Source organism: Desulfovibrio sp. ZJ746 (assembly GCF_011039155.1).
Classification (GTDB): Bacteria; Desulfobacterota; Desulfovibrionia; order Desulfovibrionales; family Desulfovibrionaceae; genus Desulfovibrio.
In genome coordinates, this window is sequence record NZ_JAAKEK010000004.1 from 1 (window position 1) to 18558 (window position 18558).

Below are 18558 nucleotides of genomic sequence, written 5' to 3' on the forward strand. Positions count from 1 at the left end.
AGCCATTTTGGCAGCCACGGAGTAGAGGGTACACCCGATCCCATTCCGAACTCGGCAGTTAAGCTCTTCCTCGCCGATGATACTGCGCATCTTCGCGCGGGAAAGTAGGAAGCTGCCAAATTCTTCCTCCGCCCCCGAAAGGCTCACCGCCTTCCGGGGGCGGATGCGTTTAAGGCGACGCGCGCTCGGGGCAAGTGGCTCTGCCTGAGGGCCGCTTGACCTCGCCGGCGTTGAAAGTATCTCCGTTTCGGATTAATCCTCGTCTTGTTGCGTTTTCCGGGCCAGTCCTTTCGTGCCCTGCGCGCGGCTCTGCTCCTGCTGCGTGTCACCCACTACCTCAGCTGGTAGCATGTATGAACAATACCCTGCACTATGGCGATTGCCTGAATATCCTGCGCGAGATGCCGGAGAACTGCATTGACCTGATTTACCTTGACCCACCCTTCAACTCCAATCGCGATTACAACGCCTTTTTCGGGGGGGGGGGGTAGGAATGCAAAGAATTTCGCGCAGATAACGGCATTTGAGGATACCTGGCACTGGGGGCCGCAGGCGGAAAAGGAATTTGGAGAACTGTTGAGCGATCCCAACTCGGGCCAGTTGGGCGAAACGGTCATGCCAGCCCTGCGCTCCTTCCTCGGTGAAAACGACATGATGGCCTACCTGACCATGATGGCGAGCCGCCTGGTGGAGCTGAGCAGGGTGCTCAAGGATACGGGCAGTCTGTACCTGCACTGCGACCCCACGGCCAGCCACTATTTAAAAATAGTGCTGGATGGAATTTTTGGAAAAGAGAATTTCAGGAATGAAATCGTTTGGAGACGCACGCAACCAAAAAGCCATGTGAAAATCAATTTTTCCACAGCGCATGACACGATTTTAAGGTATGCAAAATCTGCGCATACCTTCTTCAACATGGTGTATACTGAGCATGATAAAAATTATGTCGATAAATTTTACAGATATACGGATCCAGATGGGAGACGATACCGGCTTGATAACCTCACGAACCCCAATAAAAACAGGCCGAACCTTACCTATGAATTCCTTGGTGTAACAAGAGTTTGGAGATGGACAAAGGAACGCATGCAAAAGGCCTACGAAGATGGCATTGTCGTCCAGACCAGGCCCGGGGCGGTTCCCGTCAGAAAAAGTTATCTTGACGAAAAAAAGGGCCAGCCGATTACCGATTTTTGGGATGATATAGAGCACCTTCACGGGGGATTCGCCGAGTATCTCGGCTACCCCACGCAGAAGCCGGTGGCCCTGCTCGAGCGCATCATCCGCGCTTCCAGCAATCCCGGCGACATCGTGCTCGACCCCTTTTGCGGCTGCGGCACGGCCATCCATGCGGCGCACAAGCTGGGGAGGAAGTGGATAGGCATCGACATCAGCCATCTTGCCGTCGGCCTCATCAGGAAGCGTATGACAGAGGCCTTCCCGGACTGCGATTTCACGGTCTCGGGCACTCCCAAGGATGTGGAAGCCGCGCGCTTCCTGGCGGAAAGCAACGGCCTCGAGGGGCGCTACCAGTTCCAGTATTGGGCGCTTTCGCTGGTGGGCGGCATTCCGGCCAATGACAAGAAAAAGGGTGCGGACAGCGGCTCGGACGGCTTTATCTGGGTCTATGACGCGCCGGACGCAAAGCAGCCCTTCAAGATCAATATCTCGGTAAAAAGCGGGAAAATCCCCGCAAACCATATTCGTGAGCTGGGGGGTATGCTGGGCAAAGGCAAGGTGGAGATGTGCCTTTTGCTCACGCTGGAAAAGCCCAGCAAAAAAATGCTGGCCGATGCCCTGAGCTACGGGAACTATGCCTATCCGGGCGGCCTGGAATTTCCGCGCGTCCAGATACTCACCATTGCCGAGCTTTTGGAGGGAAAGAAGCCCGCGTATCTCGATTTCGGCGTGGGGTCGGCCATGCCCAAAAAAGCAAAAAAAGAAATAAAGAAGCAGACGCAGTACAAACTGCCGCAATAATCCGCCCCGGGGCTGGAAGGCGGAGAAGAAGACACGGCCGCTCATCGCACTCCGTGGGAGACAGGGGGGCAACGCGGGGGGTAACAGGGCGCTGTAAAGCTGGCGACCTGTTTTTATGGAAAAAAGCGCATGAAAAATCCCGGTGACACCGGGATTTTCTTTTTCCTGCGCTGGTCCCCACAGAGTGGGCGTTGCTCATGCTTTCGGCATGGGGGCTAATGAATGATATACGCCGCCACGATCTCCCCATAAAACGCCGTGTGGTAGGTGCGGTTGAGGGCCTTGGTGAGGTCCGTGCCCGTGGCCGGGTGATAGGTGTCGCGCAAGCCCTGCGGGATGGCCGCCGGGTCCTGCGCCTGCCGGTAGGTTACCCGGCATTCCAGCGTGAGCGGCAGCTCGCGGATGCCGGGCACGGAGATCACTTCCGGCGCTTCGAGGTGCAGCCCGAGGCCGCTTATCTTGTCCATGTCCCGGCCGGACTTGGTGCCGGCGACGCCAAGGATGCGCCGGTCGATGGGCCCTGTGGGCACATTGATGGTGAACTCGGGCGTGTCCAGCAAAAATTCGTAGCTCAGGCGGCTCTCGCGCACGAAGGTGATGAACATGGGCAACCCCCAGTCGATGCCGAGCATGCCCCAGGCGATGGTCATGGTGTTCACGCGCTGGCCCGAGCGCGTGGTGAGCAGGATGCCCCCGGGAAGGGCCTGCAGGATGTGGGACGCGGCGGCAAGCGGTTCAATGGGTTCTTTCATGGCATTCCTCCCTTGTGGAAGATGGTATAGCGCCCGCGCACGAAGGGCGCAACGCCGGGCCCCCCTGGGCGGCTCAGCCCGTAAAACAAGAGGCCTGCGTCTTGCCTGCCCACACAAGAGTCGCCCGCAGGAGGCACCTTGCCTGTATTGTCGTCGGGCGAGGAATCGTCCATACTCAGGATGCACGGATGCAGCGGGGGCACGGCGCGCCCTGCGCGCAATGAGGAACAGCAGGCACGCAGGCCGCCATCAGGCTGCCCGCACGTGGCTTTTCACCTTACGGAGGCTGGCATGAAGTGGGGAATTTCTCTTTTTTCGGGGGCTCTTCTTGTCGTCGCCCTCTGTCTCTCCAGCTCCGCGCGGGAGCTCCCCGCCCGCTCCCTGCCGGTGCCCGAAGACGCCAGCCCGGCCCTGAAGCAGGCCATCGAGGCCGACGCCTCGGCCATTCCGTGGCACCTCGAGCCGAAGGACGCCGGCGCCTGGAAGGAGCTTGTGCAAAAAGCCGCCTCCGCCACGGCGGAAAAGGTTCCCGGCCTGCTCAGGCAGCTTGAGATCAAGTGCGAAAAAAGCGCCATCGCCGGCGTGCCCGTGTTCCTGCTGGAGCCGCCGGCGCTGCCCCCAGCGCATGCGGACAAGGTCCTCCTCTATTTCCACGGCGGCGGCTATGTGTTCAATCCCGGCATGGCGGGCCTGCCCGAAGGCATCTACATGGCGGCCATCGGCAAGTTCAAGGTCGTGGCCGTGGATTACCGGCTGGCGCCGGAATTTCCCTATCCCGCCGCACTGGACGACGCCATGGCGGTGTACAAGGCCCTGCTCGAGAACTACCCCGCGAAAAATATCGGTGTCTTCGGTTCCTCCACGGGCGGCGGCATGACCCTGGCGCTCTGCCTGCGCGCGCGGCAGGAGGGCCTGCCCATGCCCGGCGCCATCGCCCCGGGCACCCCCTGGAGCGACCTCTCCAAGACGGGCGACAGCTATTTTGCCAACGCCCATGTGGACGACGTGCTCGTGCGGTATGAGGGGCTGCTGGAGGGCATGGCCAAGGCCTATGCCGGGGGCCGTGACCTCAAGGAGCCGCTGCTCTCGCCCGTGTATGGCGACATACGGGGCTTTCCGCCGGCCATCCTTGGCACGGGCACGCGCGACCTCTTTTTGAGCAATACTGTTCGCACGCACCGCAAGCTGCGCGAGGCCGGCGTCCCGGCCGACCTGCTCGTCATGGAGGGCCTGTCGCACTGGCAATATGTGCAATTGCCGCCCGAGGCGCCGGAAACGCAGTTCTATTTTTCCGAAGTGGCGAAATTTTTTGAGAAGCACCTGGGGAAGTGAGCGGGGCGCCAGCGGTTGGCGGCAGGGCTCATGGGGCTGGCCGTGGGGCGGGCAGGACGTGCGGCGTGCAGCCCGGATGCGCGAAGGGAGTTTTTATTCATACAAATCATTATTGCGTTTTAATGTTTCGGTACAGGCGACCTTGGCCTGCAAGGCGACAATTTTTAATTCGTCGATGGAAATGTCACTGCGCGGGCTTTTATTGATATGATACAAGAAGGAATAGGAGACATCTTCAAAAATTTGTTTTTCCCTCTCCACGAGCTCGGGAAATTCTGTAGTATTATACTTTGAAAGGATGCTCAGGAAGAAAGAGGTACAGATATTCTCATAATATTTGAGAAAACTTTGTTTATCCAAAAAAGTTATATTGCAAATATTGGTTATGAGGCCACAATAGAGCAAAAGGCAGTCGTCTCGTGAGGAGGAACTATATTTATCCCTGATCATCTCAATGGGCGAGACATCTTTTTCAGTAGTTTCAGACATGAAGGGCTCCAGTGCTGTTTTTTCCATTGGCCTGGCCCAAGCCGGATGTGTTCCGGCAGTACAAGGAAATACGCAGAGATACCACCTTTTCCCGTCTATATACTATCAGGAAGATGGGTAGTTATCAAACAGTTAAATTTAACGTTGCATGAGGTTTTAAAATGCAGGGGAGGCGGGGAGCTCTCTGCCTGGTTTGCCGCCCGCGCTCCATACACCCGGCCGCATGCGCAACGGGCGCGGGACGCGGCCGGCTCTTGCCGAGGCCCCGGGGGAACGCCATGTGGAAATACTATGCCCTGCTTTCGGCCCTGTTCGCGGCGCTCACGGCCATCTTTTCCAAGATGGGCGTGCGCGGCGTGGACGCGGGCCTCGCCACGGCCATCCGGGTGAGCTTCATCCTCGTGCTCGTCTGGGGCATCGCGCTCTTTGACGGCAGCGCGCGCGGGGTGCGCGCCATCCCGGGCAACACGTGGCTCTTTCTCCTGCTTTCGGCCGTGGCCACGGGCCTTTCGTGGCTCTTCTACTTCAAGGCGCTGGAAACGGGCGATGTGTCGCGCGTGGCGCCCATCGACAAGCTGAGCGTGCCCATCACCATCCTGCTCGCCTTCCTGCTGCTGGGCGAGAGCCTGAGCTGGAAGGTCATCCTCGGCGGCGCGCTCATCACCCTCGGCACCATCGTGCTCGCGTTGTAGAACGGTTTATAAACGGCTCTCATAACGCCTGCGAAGGTACATAAGGAGGCAGCCCATGCGACCAGAATTGAAGACACATATGGAAGCCCTTCTCACGCGGCTTCCTGAAGACCTTCTCTCCCGGAAAGGGACGGTATTCTTTAGCGAGGCGGATACGCTTTTTAATGGTTATGGGGTCTATCTTCTCGGTGCGAATCCAGGAGGAGAGCCGGACGATCAGGATTTTACCATCCAGAAAAGTCTTGAGAATTTTGGGGAACATGACACACACAACGCCTATATCAGTGAATATTTTAAGGACCCTGAAAGAAAGCTCCAAAATACTTTTCAAAAGAATATCCAATATATTTTTGATAGCCTTAATTTGAATTTAAAAAATACATGTGGGAGCAATATTGTATTTGAACGTAGCAAGAGTTTTAAAGATATATCTAAAAAATTAATACCCGTATGTTTTAAAGCGCATAAATATATTATTAATACAATTCTAAAACCAAGTGTAATTATAGCCATTGGGAAAAATTCTTATGAAATATTAAAAAATAAATGGAATGATGACGTATGGGATGAGATAGTTTTCAAAAGCGATACTGGAGAAGATTTGGGTCCCTGTGCTCCGGCATATGTGCAATCCAAGGATGCAAAAAAGGTTTTGCTGTATATTCCCCATCCCTCCTATGGAAGATGGTTTTGTAAATACAGCGGAAATCCAAAAATTGCCGAAGCCATGGCCGGCATAATCGCCGATGTGCGCAGCAAAAGGGCAACCAATATCCCGTTGGAATGGAATTTCAGCTAAAAAGCTGACATCCTGTTATCCGGTGCCGCTGACACTCACGGTCGCACGAGCCGCCTGCGGGCGCAGACAAAGGGCGCCCGTTCAGGCTTTGGGCTTCTCCCCGGCCACGTCCTCGAGGCCGGAGCCGCCGAAGCTGTTGTCGCCGCGCTTGGTGCGGTCGATCTCACGCACCGGCTCCCATTTCACTTCCATGCAGGCCTTGAACACCATCTGGCAGATGCGGTCGCCGGGGTGCACGGTGAAGGGCTCGTCCGACAGGTTGATGAGGACGACGCCTATCTCGGCGCGGCTGTCCGAATCCACGGTGCCCGGCGTGTTGAGCACGGTGATGCCGTGGTTCAGGGCGAGGCCGCTCCTCGGGCGGATCTGGCACTCGTAGCCGCGCGGGATCTGCATCCTGAGGCCCGTGGGGATGAGGGCGCGCTTGCCCGGCGCAAGGGTCACGGGCTCTTTCAGGGCGGCGCGCACGTCCATGCCCGCGGCCGAGGGCGAGGTGGGCGCGGGCAGCTCCATGCCGGAATGATTGACGACCTTGACGGTGATGCGTTCCATGCAAGCCTCCGTGGCGGAAGAATATGGGCCGAGTGTAACCGCGCGACAACGCTTTGTAAATTCGGGGTTTGCCGGCCACGCGGCGGCTGCGGAAAGGATTTTTGCAGGCTGGGAAATTTAACTTGCGTCTATAGTTCCTATAGGGTCCATACTGCCTGAAACAACCGGCCTGAGCGCCGGAAAACAAGGAGGACCCCATGCCCCAAAAGCGCAAGACCGGCCTGATGTATTCGGACGCCTTCGCCAACTACAAGGCCGGCGACGGCTATCTTTGCATGTCCGCGGGCTTCAACCCGTGGATGGCGGCCAACGATTATTACGACACGCCCGAGCGCGTGACCGAGGCCCGCGACCTGCTCGAAAAGTCGGGCCTCATGGACAAGCTCACGCCCGTTGAGGCGGTGAAGGCGGACAAGGAGGCGCTCGTAGGCTTCCATTCGCAGGAATATATCGACAAGCTCGAGCGCCTGAGCGCCGCTGAGGGCGGCGAGGTGGGCGAGCTCTGCCAGATCGGCCCCGGGGGCCTCGATGTCATCCGCGAGGCCGTGGGCGGCGACATGGCGGCGCTCGACGCCATCATGGCCGGCGAGATCGACAATGCCTTCTGCCTGCAAAGGCCACCGGCCGCGCACGCCGAGCGCGAGATGGGCTTCGGCTTCTGCGTGGTCAACGATTTCAACATCCTCATCAATTACGCGCGCGAGAAGCACGGCCTTAAGCGCATCATGGTCATCGACTTTGACAACCACTATAAAAAGGGTATTGAGGACGCCTGGTACGGCACGGACGAAGTGCTCTACGCCGAGGTGCACCAGACCGGGGCCCTCGCGGAAAACAGCGCCGCGGACCGCAATGCGGACATGACCGGCGAGGGCAGGGGCAGGGGCCACAACGTGGTCATCCCCATGCCCGCGGGCGCCGGCGATGAGGCCTATATCAAGGCCTTCGAGGACATCATCATCCCCATTGGCATGCAGTACAGGCCCGAGCTCGTGGTGCTCATCGCGGGCTATGCCTCCAACATCTTCGACCCGCTCTGCCGCCAGCAGGTAACGGCCACGGGTTACAGGAAACTGGTGGAGCTCGCGCAGGGCCTGGCCGACGCCACGGCGCACGGGCGGCTCATCGCCCTGCTCGAGGGCGGCAAGGGCAACTACATGTCGTTCTGCATCCTCAAGAGCATCGAGGCCCTTTCCGGCGAAAGCACCGAAGTCACGGACCCCACCGCGGGCCTCATCGTGCGCAACCACCTCACCCATGACCAGCAGGTGGCCATCGACGCGGTGAAGGCCGTGCTCGCGCCTTACTGGAAACTGTAGAAAAAGAAGGAGGAAACCATGAAAGCGCGTTTTATCCCCGGTCTTTTGGCGGCCCTCCTGCTGCTGGCCGGCCCGGCGCTCGCCGCCGAGGCCCAGCAGCAGGAGGAGCCCAGGAAGGCCCCGGCCTTCCAGCTCCAGCATGTGCGCAACGCCACGGCCAAGCTCAAAAGCGGCGACGCCACCTTCCTCATCGACCCAATGCTGGCCAAGCCCGGGGCCTACGAGGGCTTTGCCAATACTTACCGCAGCGGCATGCGCAACCCATTCACGCCGCTCCCCATGCCGGTGGAGGATCTGCTCGCGGGCGTGGATGCCGTCATCCTCACCCATACCCACCTCGACCACTGGGACCCGGCCGCGCAAAAGGCGATCCCCAAGGACATGCCCCTCTTCGTGCAGCATGAGGAGGACGCAAAGCTCGTGCGCGGCCAGGGCTTCAAGGACGTGCGCATCCTGAAAGACGGCGAGCTCTTCAACGGCGTGCGCCTCGAGCGCACGGCCACGCGCCACGGCTCAGAGGCCATGTACGCCGACCCGGTGCTGGGCAAGATGCTCGGCGAGGTCATGGGCATCGTGTTCACCGCGCCGGACGGCAGGAAGGCCTGGGTGGTGGGCGACACGGTGTGGTTCCCGGGCGTGGACAAGGCGCTGGCCGCCCACAGGCCGGACGTCATCATCATGAACGCGGGCGGCGCCGCCATGGAGATGGACGCCTTCCGCGACGCGCCGGAAATCATCATGAAGAAAGAAGACGTGCTGCGCATGGTCAGGGCCGCGCCCGAGGCGCAGGTGGTGGCCGTGCACATGGACGCCATCAACCACATGACCGTGGACCGCAAGGACCTTGCCCGCTACACGCGCGAGCACGGCATCCGGGACAAGGTGCTCATCCCCTTTGACGGCGAAGTGATGGACTTCTGAGCCCGAGCCCGCTTGAGCAGCCCAGGGGCCGCGCCGTCTCCTTCCGGGGGCCGCGCGGCCCTTGCCGTCAGCGGGCCTTGAGCGCGCTGCAAAAAAGGCAGGCCAGGAGCAGGGCGCCGGCGAGGGCCACGGCGGCAAGCCCGCAACGCGTGAGCAGGAAGGGCCCGAGCGCCGCCCCGGCCGCGCCGCCGAGAAAGTTCATGCTGATGTTCAGCGAATTGAGCCTGCCGCGCACCGCCCCGGGCGCGCCGGAAAGGATTTTTTGCTGGATGCTTACCGTGACCGCGCTGGAAGAAGGGTCGAGCAAAAGCGCGCTCGCCACGAAAACGCCGAGCCACGCGGGCCCGCCCGCAACGAGCGCCCAGCCGGTGAGGGCACTGCCGAGCGCGGCGAGGATGACATGGCGCCCCAGGCCCTTGTCCAGCAATTTGCCCACCATCAGCATGCAGGGCGGCGTCACAAGGCCCGCGAGGGCGAAGGCCGTGATGCGGGCCTGCGCCATGTGGAGCTGGCCGCCGAGATAGAGGGGCACGGTGCTCCAGAACATGCTGAAACTGAAAAAGGCCCCTGAGGAGAGCAGGGTGCGCCGCAGCAGCAGGGGAAAGCGCAGCAGGGGCCACAGGCTCGCCATAAGCGCCCGCCAGCGGAGCGCCCCTTGCGCCGGCGCCCGCCCGGGCAGGAAGCGCCAGAGGCACAGCCCGGTGGCGAGCAGCGCCACGCCCGAGCCAAGGTAGACGGCGCGCCAGCCGGCAAGCCCGGTGACAAGGCTCGCCACGGGCCGCGAGAGCGCGATGCCGAGAAAGAGGCCGCAGGCCATGATGCCGAGCGTCTTCCCGCTGCGCGCCGGCCCGGCGAGGGCCGTGGCAAACACCACCAGCACCTGCGTGGCCGTGGCGAACACGCCCATGAGGACCATGAGCAGAAGGAAGAGCGGCGCCGAGCCCGTGCCCGCGGCCGCGAGCGCGCAGAGGCCGGCCCCGGCCGTCATGGCCGCGCAGAGCCGGCGGTTCTCCCACATGTCGCCAAGGGGCGCCACGAGCAGCAGCCCGGCGATATAGCCGAGCTGGCCCGCGGTGATGACAGCCCCGGAGGCGGCCTCGGGCAGCCGGAGCGCCTGGGCCACCTCCCCGAGAATGGGCTGGGGATAGTAAAGGTTGGCGAGCAGCAGGCAGGCTGCCGCGATCATGAGCAGCAGCGTCCCCGGCCCGAGGCCGCCCTCTTCCCCGATGTCAGGCTGCATCCGAAAACCGCCTCACCTGACGAGCTTCGCCTGGCTTTCGGGATAGCGCTCGCCCCGGATCTGGATCTCGTTGAGGCGCGCGTTGATGGCCGCCAGCTCCTCCGGGGTGAAGCGCAGCTCGAGGCTTGCGAGATTGTCCTTGAGGCGCGAGAGCTTCTTGGTGCCGGGGATGGGCACGAAGGAGGGGCTTTGCGCCAGTATCCACGCCAGCGCCACCTGCGCGGGCGTGGCCCGCTTTTCCTTCGCTATCTCGTCCACAAGGTCGGCGAGCGCCATGTTTTTCTGGAAGTTCTCGCCCTGAAAGCGCGGGATGGACGCGCGGAAGTCATTGTCCGCGAGCTTGGTGTCGCGCTTGAACATCCCGCTGAGGATGCCCTTGCCCAGCGGCGAAAAGGGCACGAAGCCGATGCCGAGCTCCCTCAGGGTGGGGATGATCTCCTGTTCCGGCTCGCGGAAGAACATGGAATATTCGCTTTCCACGGCGCAGACCGGGCACACGGCGTCGGCGCGGCGGATGATGTCGGCTTTCGCCTCGGAGAGCCCGAAATGCAGGGCCTTGCCCTCGCGGATGAGCTCAGCCACGGTGCCGGCCACCTCCTCGATGTCGACTTGCGGGTCCACGCGGTGCTGGTAGAGGAGGTCGATATGGTCGGTGCGCAGCCGCCGGAGCGAGCCCTCCACGGCCTTGCGGATGGCCGCCGGGCGGCTGTCGAGCCCGTAGGCCGTGGCGCCGTTGACCGTGCCGTCCTCAGGGATGTTCCAGCCGAACTTGGTGGCGATGACCACCTTGTCCCGCACCGGGGCCAGCGCCTCGCCCACCAGTTCCTCGTTGGTGTAGGGGCCGTAGACCTCGGCGGTGTCGAAAAAGGTCACGCCCATGTCCACGGCCGCGCGAATGACGGCGATGGAGTCCTTTTTTTCCGGGAAGGGCGGATAACTGTGGGTGAAGCCCATGCAGCCGAGGCCGAGAGCCGAGACTTCGAGATGGCGCAGGAACCGTTTTTCCATGTCTGCCTCCTTCGGGCGCGCCACGCGCCTTTTCCCTTCCCTACCTTTTTCCGGGCGTGGAGGGGAAGCCGCAAAAAACTTCATGCGGCATTAAGAAAAAATGAGCGCCGGGGCTGGCGCAAGGGCCGCCCTGTGCTAGGATGATGCGGCGCCCGGGAGAACGGGCCATGCAACAGGGGGAAGCCAATGCTCCATCCGCAATGGGAGACCTTGTTCCAGGTCGTGGAATACGGCAGTTTTTCGCGCGCCGCGGCCGCGCGCTCGTGCTCGGCCGTGGCCGTCATGAATCAGGTCAATGCCTTGGAGGAGCGGCTGGGCGTGACCTTGCTCGCGCGCTCCACGCGCGGGGTGCGCCTCACCGAAGCCGGGGAGGCTCTCGTGGCCGAGGCCCGGCGCCTTGGCGAGGAGGCGGCCAGGGCCGTGGAAAGGGCGCGCGGCGCCGCCGGGCGCGCGGCCATCAGGATTGGCACGTCCTTCCTGCGGCCCTGCCGGCCGCTGCTGGACTGCCTGGAAAAACTCCCGGTCGCCGTGCGCGGGCGCTTCCAAATCAGCATCGTGCCCTTCTCTGACAGCCCCGGGGACTTCGCCCGCCTGCAAAAGCGCCTCGGCGAGGAAATCGACTGTTTCGTGAGCCCCTGTGACAGCGTGGCATGGCGGGAGGCGTTTTCGCTCTTCCCGCTCGGGAGTTCGCGCTGCTGTGTGGCGCTCCCGGCGCGGCACCGGCTCGCGGCCAAGGCGCGGCTCAGCTGGGCCGACCTCGAGGGCGAGACCCTGCTGCTCGTGGCGCGCGGCATCTCGCCCACGCTCGACCGCCTGCGCGCGGACATCGCCCGCGATCATCCCGGCATTACCGTGCGGGACGCCCCGGGCTATTATGACATGGAGGTGTTCAACAGGTGCGGGCAGGCCGGCTATCTCATGGAATGCCCGGAAATTTGGAAGGGAGTGCACCCCTCCCTCGTCACCGTGCCGGTGGCGTGGGACTATGAACTCCCGTTCGGCATTGTGTATGCGAAAACGCCGTCCCCGGCCTTCCGCCAGTTTCTGGAGGCGCTGGGCGGGGCGCTGTGAGGGGTGGAAGCCCCCCCCGGGAACCTTCCGCGTCCCGGTGCGCCCCCCAAAGACAGCCCGCAGCCTCCCGAAGGCTTTTTCTGGTAGCGGATCTTGCAGATTCCTGTGAATGTGCGCCCACTCCCCCTTCATTGAAACAGGATGCCGCCGTAGGGGCAGCTGCCCCCGGATTCAGGGGCATCGGTCACGCAGGCCCGGGCTAAAGCCGGTGGCGGGCATGGTGACACCATGGGGGAGCCTGCACGCCCGCACCGGCATCCTCCCGTTAACCCTGCGGGGCCGCTGGCGCGGAAATCCTCAAGGGCGCGGGCCCGGTATGGGATTTTTCCCTGCCATCCAGACCTTTTTGGCGCAGCCAGCTCTTGAGGTGCCGGGCGACTTCCCTGTTGTTCCTGTCGGCCATCATGGCGTGGGTATTGCCGTGGATACCAATTTTGGGCAATTCGACCAGGGTCGCGTCCCCGCCGTGCCGGTTTATGGCATCGACGAACTGCCTGCCGCGTTCCCTGATGACGCGCCATGCCTCCTGGTTGAAGTTTTCGCTGGGCGTATCAATGATGTTGTCGCCAAATACCACCAGGATTGGCATTTTCGTCAGCTTTTCAAATTCGCTTGCCGGAACCAGGATCGGCGCGAGCACTTGGGCCGCGAGTTTGTTGGCGGTGGGCACGTCCTGCACGGGCTCATTGTCCGGCAGCACGAACTGGCCGGGCTCATAGGCCACGATGGCCTTGATCTCTCCGGGCCGTTCCATGCCGGAAAACCAGCCGTACTGGCCGCTGTTTGAGTGGGTCACGAGCACGGATTCGCCCGTTCTCTCCAGCAATGCGGCGAGGGTCTTGCCCATGAAACGGCGATGCTCGTCGGTGCGCGGCTCGTCCCCCGTGTTGGGCGTCTGCTGCCGGAAGAACTGGTCAGCGGCCGCGGCATCACCGGGAAACTGCACGCCATCGAACAGCGCCGGCTCGCCGGGGGGCGTCCAGACACCATTGCGAAACACGGTCCATGTGGCACTTTCCCGGTTGGCGGCAGGCACGTCATCCTTGCCGCTCACCGGCGTGGCGGTGTAGCCGGCGCGCCCGCGCCTGGGCTGGTCGAGGATATAGACCGCCCAGTCATCGCGAGGAAAAATGGCCTGGAAACCCTCGCGGCCGTCCGGCGTGGATTCCCATGTCCTGCCGGACTGCATCATTCCGTGCCAGAAAATGAGCGGGTACTGTCTGGCGTTTGCCGGGATGTAGTATTGCGCATAACCGTGATCGCCGTGAAAGGTGTCGCCATTCGGCTTCTTCACGACGCTGCCCCCGAAGAGGAGGCTCCCCATGGTGCGCAGGGAAATGGGCTTTCCGCTTTCCCCGTCCGCCGCGAAGGCGACGCTGCAAAGGAGCGTCCCGGAGAGGAGGACGACGGAGCCGAGCCGCAAGATCTTGTGCATGTTCTCCCCCTGTTGCCTTGGGATTGCTGTGGAGGCGGGCGCTGGCCGGGGCGCGCCCACACGCTTGCTTTTTTCGCCGCCATCGGCGCGCTAGGAGGCCCTGACCGTGCCCAGCTTCTCGATGTCCTTGTCCGTCCTGTTGCCGTGGATGGTGATGCCGGCAAGCGCCTTTTCCAGCGCGGCGAATTCCGCGTCCGTGAGCGTGATGTCGGCCGCGGCGAGGTTTTCGCGCACGCGCTCTTCCTTGCGCATGCCCGGGATGGGCACGATGAAGTCGCCCTTGTGCAAGATCCACGCGAGCGAGACCTGCGCCGGGGTGGCGTGCTTTTCTCTGGCGAAGCGGTCAAGAAGGTCGAGCAGGGGCTGGTTGGCGGCCACGTTTTCCTTGCTGAAGCGCGTGATCACGCGGCGCACGTCGTCGCCGGAATACTCGGTCTTTTGCGTATACTTGCCGCTCAGGAAGCCGCTCGCCAGCGGCGAGAAGGGCACGAAGCCGATGCCGAGCGCGGCGCAGGCCGGGATGACATCCTTCTCGAACATCCGCTCCATCATGGAGTATTCGCTCTGGATGGCGGCGAGCGGCGTGACCGCGTGCGCCCGGCGCACCTGCGCCTCCGTGGCCTGCGACAGGCCCCAGCCGCGCACGAGGCCTTCGCGGATGAGGGCGCCGAGCGTGTCCGCGATGGCCTCGAGGTCGCAGTCTTCGGGAACGCGGTGCAGGTAGTAGAGATCCACATAGTCCGTGCCGAGCCGCTTCAGCGATTCCTCGAGCGAGCGGCGGATGCCCTGCGCGCTCAGCTTGGCATAGGGCCAGTCCTGCCCGGGCAGCGCGAAGGGGCTGAACTTGGTGGCGAGCACGATGTCCTTGCGGAAGGGCGCCACGCCCTTGCCGGTGAGCTCCTCGTTGACAAAGGGGCCGTAGACCTCGGCCGTGTCGTAGAAGGTGCAGCCGAGCTCGTGGGCCAGCGCCATGAGGCGCAGGGCTTCGGATTCCGGCGGAAGCGCGCCGTAGCCGTGGCTGAAGCCCATGCAGCCCATGCCGATGGCCGAGACCGTGAGGCCGCTTGTGCCGAGTTCGCGTGTTTTCATGGTGGTGTCCCCCTGTTCAGATGTCATAGCGCACATTGCAGAGCCAGCTCACGATTTTCGGGTCATAATGCGAGAAAAAGCAGCTTTTCCCGGTGTCGAGGCCGCGGATCTTCTCCATGTCGGCGTCGCCCAGGCTGAAATCGAACACGGCGAAGTTCTGCTCCATGCGCTCCCGGTGCGCGGACTTGGGGATGCAGACGACGCCCCGCTGCACGAGCCAGCGCAGGATGATTTGCGCCACGCTCTTTTTGTGCGCCTCGGCGATGGCCGCGAGCACGGGGTTATGGAAGATGGCGTTTCGCCCTTCCGCAAAAGGCCCCCAAGACTGCATCCGCACCCTGTTTTCGGCCATGAACTCCTGGTCGGCCCAGCGCTGGCAGAAGGGATTGACCTCCACTTGGTCCACGGCCGGCGCCATCTCGTTGCAGCTGATGAGGTCGGCGAGGCGGTCGGGCATGAAGTTGCACACGCCGATGGCGCGCACGCGGCCCTCGCGGCAGAGCTCCTCCATGGCGCGCCACGCGCCGTAATAATCGTTGAAAGGCTGGTGGATGAGGTAGAGGTCAAGATAGTCCGTGCCCAGGCGCTCAAGGGACTTTTGGAAGGCCGCTTTCGCCGCCTCGTAGCCCGCGTCCTGTATCCAGAGCTTGGTGGTGAGGAAGATGTCCCCCCGGGCCACGCCGCTCTTTTTGAGGGCGCTGCCCACGGCCTCCTCGTTGAGGTAGGCCGCCGCCGTGTCGATGAGCCGGTAGCCCGTGGCGAGCGCGTCCAGCACGGCCCGCTCGCACTCGGCCGCGTCCTCTATCTGGTAGACGCCGAAGCCCAGGATGGGCATTTCCACGGCATTGTTCAGGGTCACGTATTCCATGGTCACGCTCCCGGTTGCGGTGTTTTTCTGCCTCTCCTCTACATGGGCGCGCATTGCGTGTAAAATGCCTATTTGCTACAACAGTTGGAACCGCTGGTTCCAATATCCGCCGAGGTCCGCCATGTGCCCCGCGCAAAACCCTGCCGCCGACGCCCTGCTCAATCCCCTGCTGGTGACCTTCAGGCATGTGGCCGCCAGCGGCAGCTTCAACCGCGCCGCGGAGGGGCTTTTCCTGTCGGCCACTGCCGTGCGCAAGCAAATGAACCTCCTCGAGGACGCGCTCGGGCTGCCCCTCTTCACGCGGGGGAAGAAGGGCATCCGCCTCACCGGGGAGGGGAAGACGCTTCTGGAGGGGCTCGCGCGGCTTTCGGAGGCGGCCGCGGACGTGCTCGCCCGGGCGCGGCACTGCGCCGGGGGCGCGGCCATCCGGGTGGGCACCTCCTTCCTCAATCCAGCCTCGGTGTTCATCGATCTGCTGCGGGCGCTGGGCGCGGAGGGGGAGCATGCGGTCGAGCTCGTCCCGTTCGACGACGGCCGCGACGGCATCCTTGCCGAGATCGGGCGCCTCGGCCGGGATTATGACTTCCTCGTGGGCGCGTGCGATTCAAAACGCTGGATGCAGCGCTGCCATTTCCAGAAGCTCGGGGATTACGCCATGTGCTGCGCCGTGCCCCGCGGCCACAGGCTCGCGCGAAAGCGCAGGCTCGCCCTGGGCGACCTCGCCGGCGAGGCAGTCGTCCTCGGCGCCCGCGGCGATTCGTCCACCGTGGATGGGGCGCGGGAGCTGCTCCTCGCGCAAGAGGGCATCCGCCTGGAAGACGGCCCCTTTTTCTATGACCTCGACATCTTCAACGCCTGCGCGCGGGAGGGGAAGATCCTGCTGACCCTGGAATGCTGGCGGAACGCGCACCCGGCCTTTGTCACCATCCCGGTGGCGTGGGATTTGCGCGTGCCCTGGGGGCTGCTGTATGAGAAGGAGCCGTCGGAGAAGGTGCGGAGATTTCTGGAAGGCCTCGGCGCCCGGGCCGGCTACTCCGCCCCCACCACAAAGGCCGACGGATAGAGCGCGCGGAAGGCGGCGAGCATGCGCTCGGCGCCGGCGGAGTCGGCCCACGGGCCCACCTGCACGTTCCACAGGTTGTTGCTGCCGAACTGGAGCCTGCCCTTGTGGCCGGCCTTGGCCAGCGCCTGGATGAGCTTGTAGGCGCCCTCCTTGCTGCCAAAGGCGCCCACCTGCACGTAAAAATCGCCCTTGATGTCGCCGTTTTCGGCGAGCTCGCTGATGCCGCCGAGGCTCTGGATGCGCACGCGCGCGGTGCCCGTGCCCATCATGTTGAGGCGCGTGGCCGCGGTGCGCGAGAGGTCGATGACGCGGTCCTCCACGAAGGGGCCGCGGTCATTGACGCGCACGATGACTGACTTGCCGTTGCCGAGGTGCGTCACGCGCACCTTGGTGCCCAGCGGCAAGAGCTTGTGCGCCGCGGTCATGGCGTACTGGTTGTAGCGCTCGCCGTTGGCCGTGGTCTTGCCGTGGAAGCCCGGGCCGTACCACGAGGCGATGCCTTCTTCCACAAAGCCGTGCGCGGACTTCAGGGGATAGTAGGTCTTGCCGCGCACGGTATAGGGCTTGGTGCCGGCCACGCCGCCCTTGCGCCACGAGGTGCGCGAGCCGCCGCAGCCCGCGAGCACGAGCGCGCAGCAAAGCAGGGCCAGCGACAGGAAGAGGCGGAAGGTGACGCGGGACGGCCGGGCCATCAGGCGGCTCCGGCCCGCGCGGGGCCTTGTTCTGCGCCGGGGGTGTCATCCGGCGCGCCGGCCTCCAGCGTTTGCAGCAGCCTGCGCCCCGCCTCGCCGAGCTCATTCCGGTGCGCGGCGAGGAGTGCCCGCGCCGCCTCGGGCCGGCCCGCCTCCACAAGGGCGCCCGCGGCCAGCGGGTAATGGCTTTCCCCGCCCGGCCCGGCGAGCGCGGCGAGCACCTCGGGCCAGCGCGCCCCGAAAACCCGGGCCGCGCGCGCCTCCTCCACGGCCAGCCAGCGGGCCAGCGGCGCGTTGCCGGCCTCGCCGGCGAGATAGCGCGTGAGCAGGGAAAGCCCGTTGTCGAGCACGCCCAGGATGCGCCGAAGCTCGCGCGCCATGCTGTCCGCCGTCTGGCGCGGCAGCCCGGCCAGGGGCCAGGGTCCGCCGTCGCTATCCCCGACGCCCCCGCAACCTGCGCCATCGGGGCCGTCCAACCCGGGCTTGGCGGCGCGCCGCAGCTCCTCCAGATGGAGCAGCCGGTTGGCGTAGTGCTGGCGCTGGTAGGCGTCCTCGCGCAGCTTGATGCACTCATGGAAAGCGAAGCCCACGCACCAGTCGATGAGCTCGCCTGTGAGGGCGCGCGCATCCGTGGCGGGGCCGGCGCCGCCTGCCGGTGTGCGGAAGAGGTGGTGCGCCGTGTCCTTGAGGCGCCAGAGCACGCCCTTGGCCATGGCCTCGCCAAGCAGGGCGCGGATGATGGCGTACGAGACCGTGCCGTCCGTCTCGAAACGGCGCAACTGCGCGGTCAGCACCGCGTGGGCCGCGCAATAGTCGCGCACGAGGTCGCGCACGAGGGCCGGCCGGCGCCGGGCAAGCCACGCGCGGTTCATGCGCCGGGCGCCCCTTGCGGCGGCGCGCCCTCCCCGTCGCCGGACGCCGGGAAGCCCGCCTCGGCGAGCAGGGCCCGCGCCACGGCGAGGTCATAGATGCGGATGGGCTCCTGTGCCGTTCCCCCCTCTTTCGCATACAGGGCAGCGGCCTCGCGGATGACGGCCATGTTCAGCCAGGGGTGGCGCTCCCAGATCTCGGGATGCGCCGCCTCCCAGAGGCGGAATTCCACCTCGCCGTCGGGGCCGCGCCGCACATAGACCCGCGAACCGGGGTCGCCCGCGTTGGCGTGGTAGTAGAGGCCGCGTTCGTCCTGCATGTCGTCTCCTTGTGCGTCTGCGGTCAGGGGCGCCCTTTCCCGCTTAGCGATTCTAGGCGAAAATCCG

20 protein-coding genes and 1 rRNA gene are annotated in these 18558 nt (G+C 63.7%); 10 read left to right on the forward strand and 11 right to left on the reverse strand.

All coding sequences use genetic code 11. The features are described 5' to 3' along the window. Window positions 1-6 precede the first annotated feature (6 nt). The 3 genes from rrf to G7Y54_RS07380 all read left to right on the forward strand — a co-directional run bounded on the left by rrf (window position 7) and on the right by G7Y54_RS07380 (window position 1980). Window positions 7-121, forward strand: a 5S ribosomal RNA gene (gene rrf / locus G7Y54_RS07375). A 232-nt stretch (window positions 122-353) separates the two neighbouring features. Continuing rightward, the gene (locus G7Y54_RS12500) at window positions 354-491 is read left to right on the forward strand and encodes a hypothetical protein (RefSeq protein ID WP_206214925.1); all 138 of its coding nucleotides are present in this window, start codon (window positions 354-356) and stop codon (window positions 489-491) included. An 85-nt stretch (window positions 492-576) separates the two neighbouring features. After that, window positions 577-1980: a DNA methyltransferase gene (locus G7Y54_RS07380; protein ID WP_206214926.1), complete on the forward strand. Its 1404-nt coding sequence runs from the start codon at window positions 577-579 to the stop codon at window positions 1978-1980. 215 nt (window positions 1981-2195) lie between these two features. Here the strand turns inward: G7Y54_RS07380 and G7Y54_RS07385 are convergent, their stop codons facing one another. Next, window positions 2196-2732: a flavin reductase family protein gene (locus tag G7Y54_RS07385; RefSeq protein ID WP_165078685.1), complete on the reverse strand. Its 537-nt coding sequence runs from the start codon at window positions 2730-2732 to the stop codon at window positions 2196-2198. A 291-nt stretch (window positions 2733-3023) separates the two neighbouring features. Here G7Y54_RS07385 and G7Y54_RS07390 point away from each other — a divergent pair, with 291 nt between their 5' ends. After that, window positions 3024-4064 (forward strand): alpha/beta hydrolase, encoded by a 1041-nt coding sequence (locus G7Y54_RS07390; RefSeq protein ID WP_165078686.1) that lies wholly within the window; start codon window positions 3024-3026, stop codon window positions 4062-4064. A gap of 93 nt (window positions 4065-4157) precedes the next feature. Here the strand turns inward: G7Y54_RS07390 and G7Y54_RS07395 are convergent, their stop codons facing one another. Then, window positions 4158-4553 (reverse strand): hypothetical protein, encoded by a 396-nt coding sequence (locus G7Y54_RS07395; protein WP_165078687.1) that lies wholly within the window; start codon window positions 4551-4553, stop codon window positions 4158-4160. Between the two features lie 278 nt (window positions 4554-4831). On the opposite strand from G7Y54_RS07395, the gene G7Y54_RS07400 reads away from it, so the two are divergent. Continuing rightward, the gene (locus tag G7Y54_RS07400; RefSeq protein ID WP_165078688.1) at window positions 4832-5245 is read left to right on the forward strand and encodes an EamA family transporter; all 414 of its coding nucleotides are present in this window, start codon (window positions 4832-4834) and stop codon (window positions 5243-5245) included. A 55-nt stretch (window positions 5246-5300) separates the two neighbouring features. After that, window positions 5301-6044, forward strand: a complete 744-nt coding sequence (locus G7Y54_RS07405; protein WP_165078689.1) for a hypothetical protein — start codon at window positions 5301-5303, stop codon at window positions 6042-6044. Window positions 6045-6125: 81 nt separating this feature from the next. Here G7Y54_RS07405 and dut read toward each other — a convergent pair whose 3' ends face one another. Beyond that, entirely contained in the window at window positions 6126-6596 is a 471-nt protein-coding gene (gene dut / locus G7Y54_RS07410; RefSeq protein ID WP_206214927.1) for a dUTP diphosphatase, read from the reverse strand. A 197-nt stretch (window positions 6597-6793) separates the two neighbouring features. Here dut and G7Y54_RS07415 point away from each other — a divergent pair, with 197 nt between their 5' ends. Further along, window positions 6794-7915, forward strand: coding sequence for a hypothetical protein (locus G7Y54_RS07415; protein WP_165078690.1), 1122 nt, complete (start codon window positions 6794-6796; stop codon window positions 7913-7915). An 18-nt stretch (window positions 7916-7933) separates the two neighbouring features. Continuing rightward, on the forward strand, window positions 7934-8836 hold the full coding sequence (locus G7Y54_RS07420; RefSeq protein ID WP_165078691.1) for an MBL fold metallo-hydrolase: 903 nt from the start codon (window positions 7934-7936) through the stop codon (window positions 8834-8836). Window positions 8837-8903: 67 nt separating this feature from the next. On the opposite strand, the gene G7Y54_RS07425 is transcribed toward G7Y54_RS07420, so the two are convergent. Together G7Y54_RS07425 and G7Y54_RS07430 are read right to left on the reverse strand one after the other, a co-directional pair. Beyond that, window positions 8904-10076, reverse strand: coding sequence for an MFS transporter (locus tag G7Y54_RS07425; RefSeq protein ID WP_165078692.1), 1173 nt, complete (start codon window positions 10074-10076; stop codon window positions 8904-8906). Window positions 10077-10088: 12 nt separating this feature from the next. Continuing rightward, window positions 10089-11084 carry an aldo/keto reductase gene (locus tag G7Y54_RS07430; RefSeq protein WP_165078693.1) on the reverse strand — a complete coding sequence of 332 codons (996 nt, stop codon included), beginning with the start codon at window positions 11082-11084 and terminating at the stop codon, window positions 10089-10091. A 186-nt stretch (window positions 11085-11270) separates the two neighbouring features. Between G7Y54_RS07430 and G7Y54_RS07435 the strand changes: the two genes are divergently transcribed. Continuing rightward, window positions 11271-12155, forward strand: a complete 885-nt coding sequence (locus G7Y54_RS07435; protein ID WP_165078694.1) for a LysR family transcriptional regulator — start codon at window positions 11271-11273, stop codon at window positions 12153-12155. A gap of 265 nt (window positions 12156-12420) precedes the next feature. On the opposite strand, the gene G7Y54_RS07440 is transcribed toward G7Y54_RS07435, so the two are convergent. The 3 genes from G7Y54_RS07440 to G7Y54_RS07450 all read right to left on the reverse strand — a co-directional run bounded on the left by G7Y54_RS07440 (window position 12421) and on the right by G7Y54_RS07450 (window position 15547). Next, window positions 12421-13590, reverse strand: a complete 1170-nt coding sequence (locus tag G7Y54_RS07440) for an alpha/beta fold hydrolase (RefSeq protein ID WP_165078695.1) — start codon at window positions 13588-13590, stop codon at window positions 12421-12423. A gap of 90 nt (window positions 13591-13680) precedes the next feature. Beyond that, complete coding sequence (locus tag G7Y54_RS07445) at window positions 13681-14679, reverse strand: aldo/keto reductase (protein WP_165078696.1); 999 nt, start codon at window positions 14677-14679, stop codon at window positions 13681-13683. A 16-nt stretch (window positions 14680-14695) separates the two neighbouring features. Next, window positions 14696-15547, reverse strand: a complete 852-nt coding sequence (locus G7Y54_RS07450; RefSeq protein WP_165078697.1) for an aldo/keto reductase — start codon at window positions 15545-15547, stop codon at window positions 14696-14698. A gap of 121 nt (window positions 15548-15668) precedes the next feature. Between G7Y54_RS07450 and G7Y54_RS07455 the strand changes: the two genes are divergently transcribed. Further along, window positions 15669-16610 (forward strand): LysR family transcriptional regulator, encoded by a 942-nt coding sequence (locus tag G7Y54_RS07455; protein WP_165078698.1) that lies wholly within the window; start codon window positions 15669-15671, stop codon window positions 16608-16610. Here the strand turns inward: G7Y54_RS07455 and G7Y54_RS07460 are convergent. From G7Y54_RS07460 to G7Y54_RS07470, 3 genes are read right to left on the reverse strand one after another with little or no spacing between them, the layout of a single operon-like run. Then, the gene (locus tag G7Y54_RS07460) at window positions 16577-17302 is read right to left on the reverse strand and encodes a septal ring lytic transglycosylase RlpA family protein (RefSeq protein WP_165078699.1); all 726 of its coding nucleotides are present in this window, start codon (window positions 17300-17302) and stop codon (window positions 16577-16579) included. The genes G7Y54_RS07455 and G7Y54_RS07460 overlap by 34 nt on opposite strands. After that, window positions 17302-18174 carry a hypothetical protein gene (locus G7Y54_RS07465; RefSeq protein WP_165078700.1) on the reverse strand — a complete coding sequence of 291 codons (873 nt, stop codon included), beginning with the start codon at window positions 18172-18174 and terminating at the stop codon, window positions 17302-17304. The genes G7Y54_RS07460 and G7Y54_RS07465 overlap by 1 nt, the downstream gene beginning before the upstream one ends. Beyond that, on the reverse strand, window positions 18171-18491 hold the full coding sequence (locus tag G7Y54_RS07470; RefSeq protein WP_165078701.1) for a hypothetical protein: 321 nt from the start codon (window positions 18489-18491) through the stop codon (window positions 18171-18173). The genes G7Y54_RS07465 and G7Y54_RS07470 overlap by 4 nt, the downstream gene beginning before the upstream one ends. Window positions 18492-18558 lie beyond the last annotated feature (67 nt).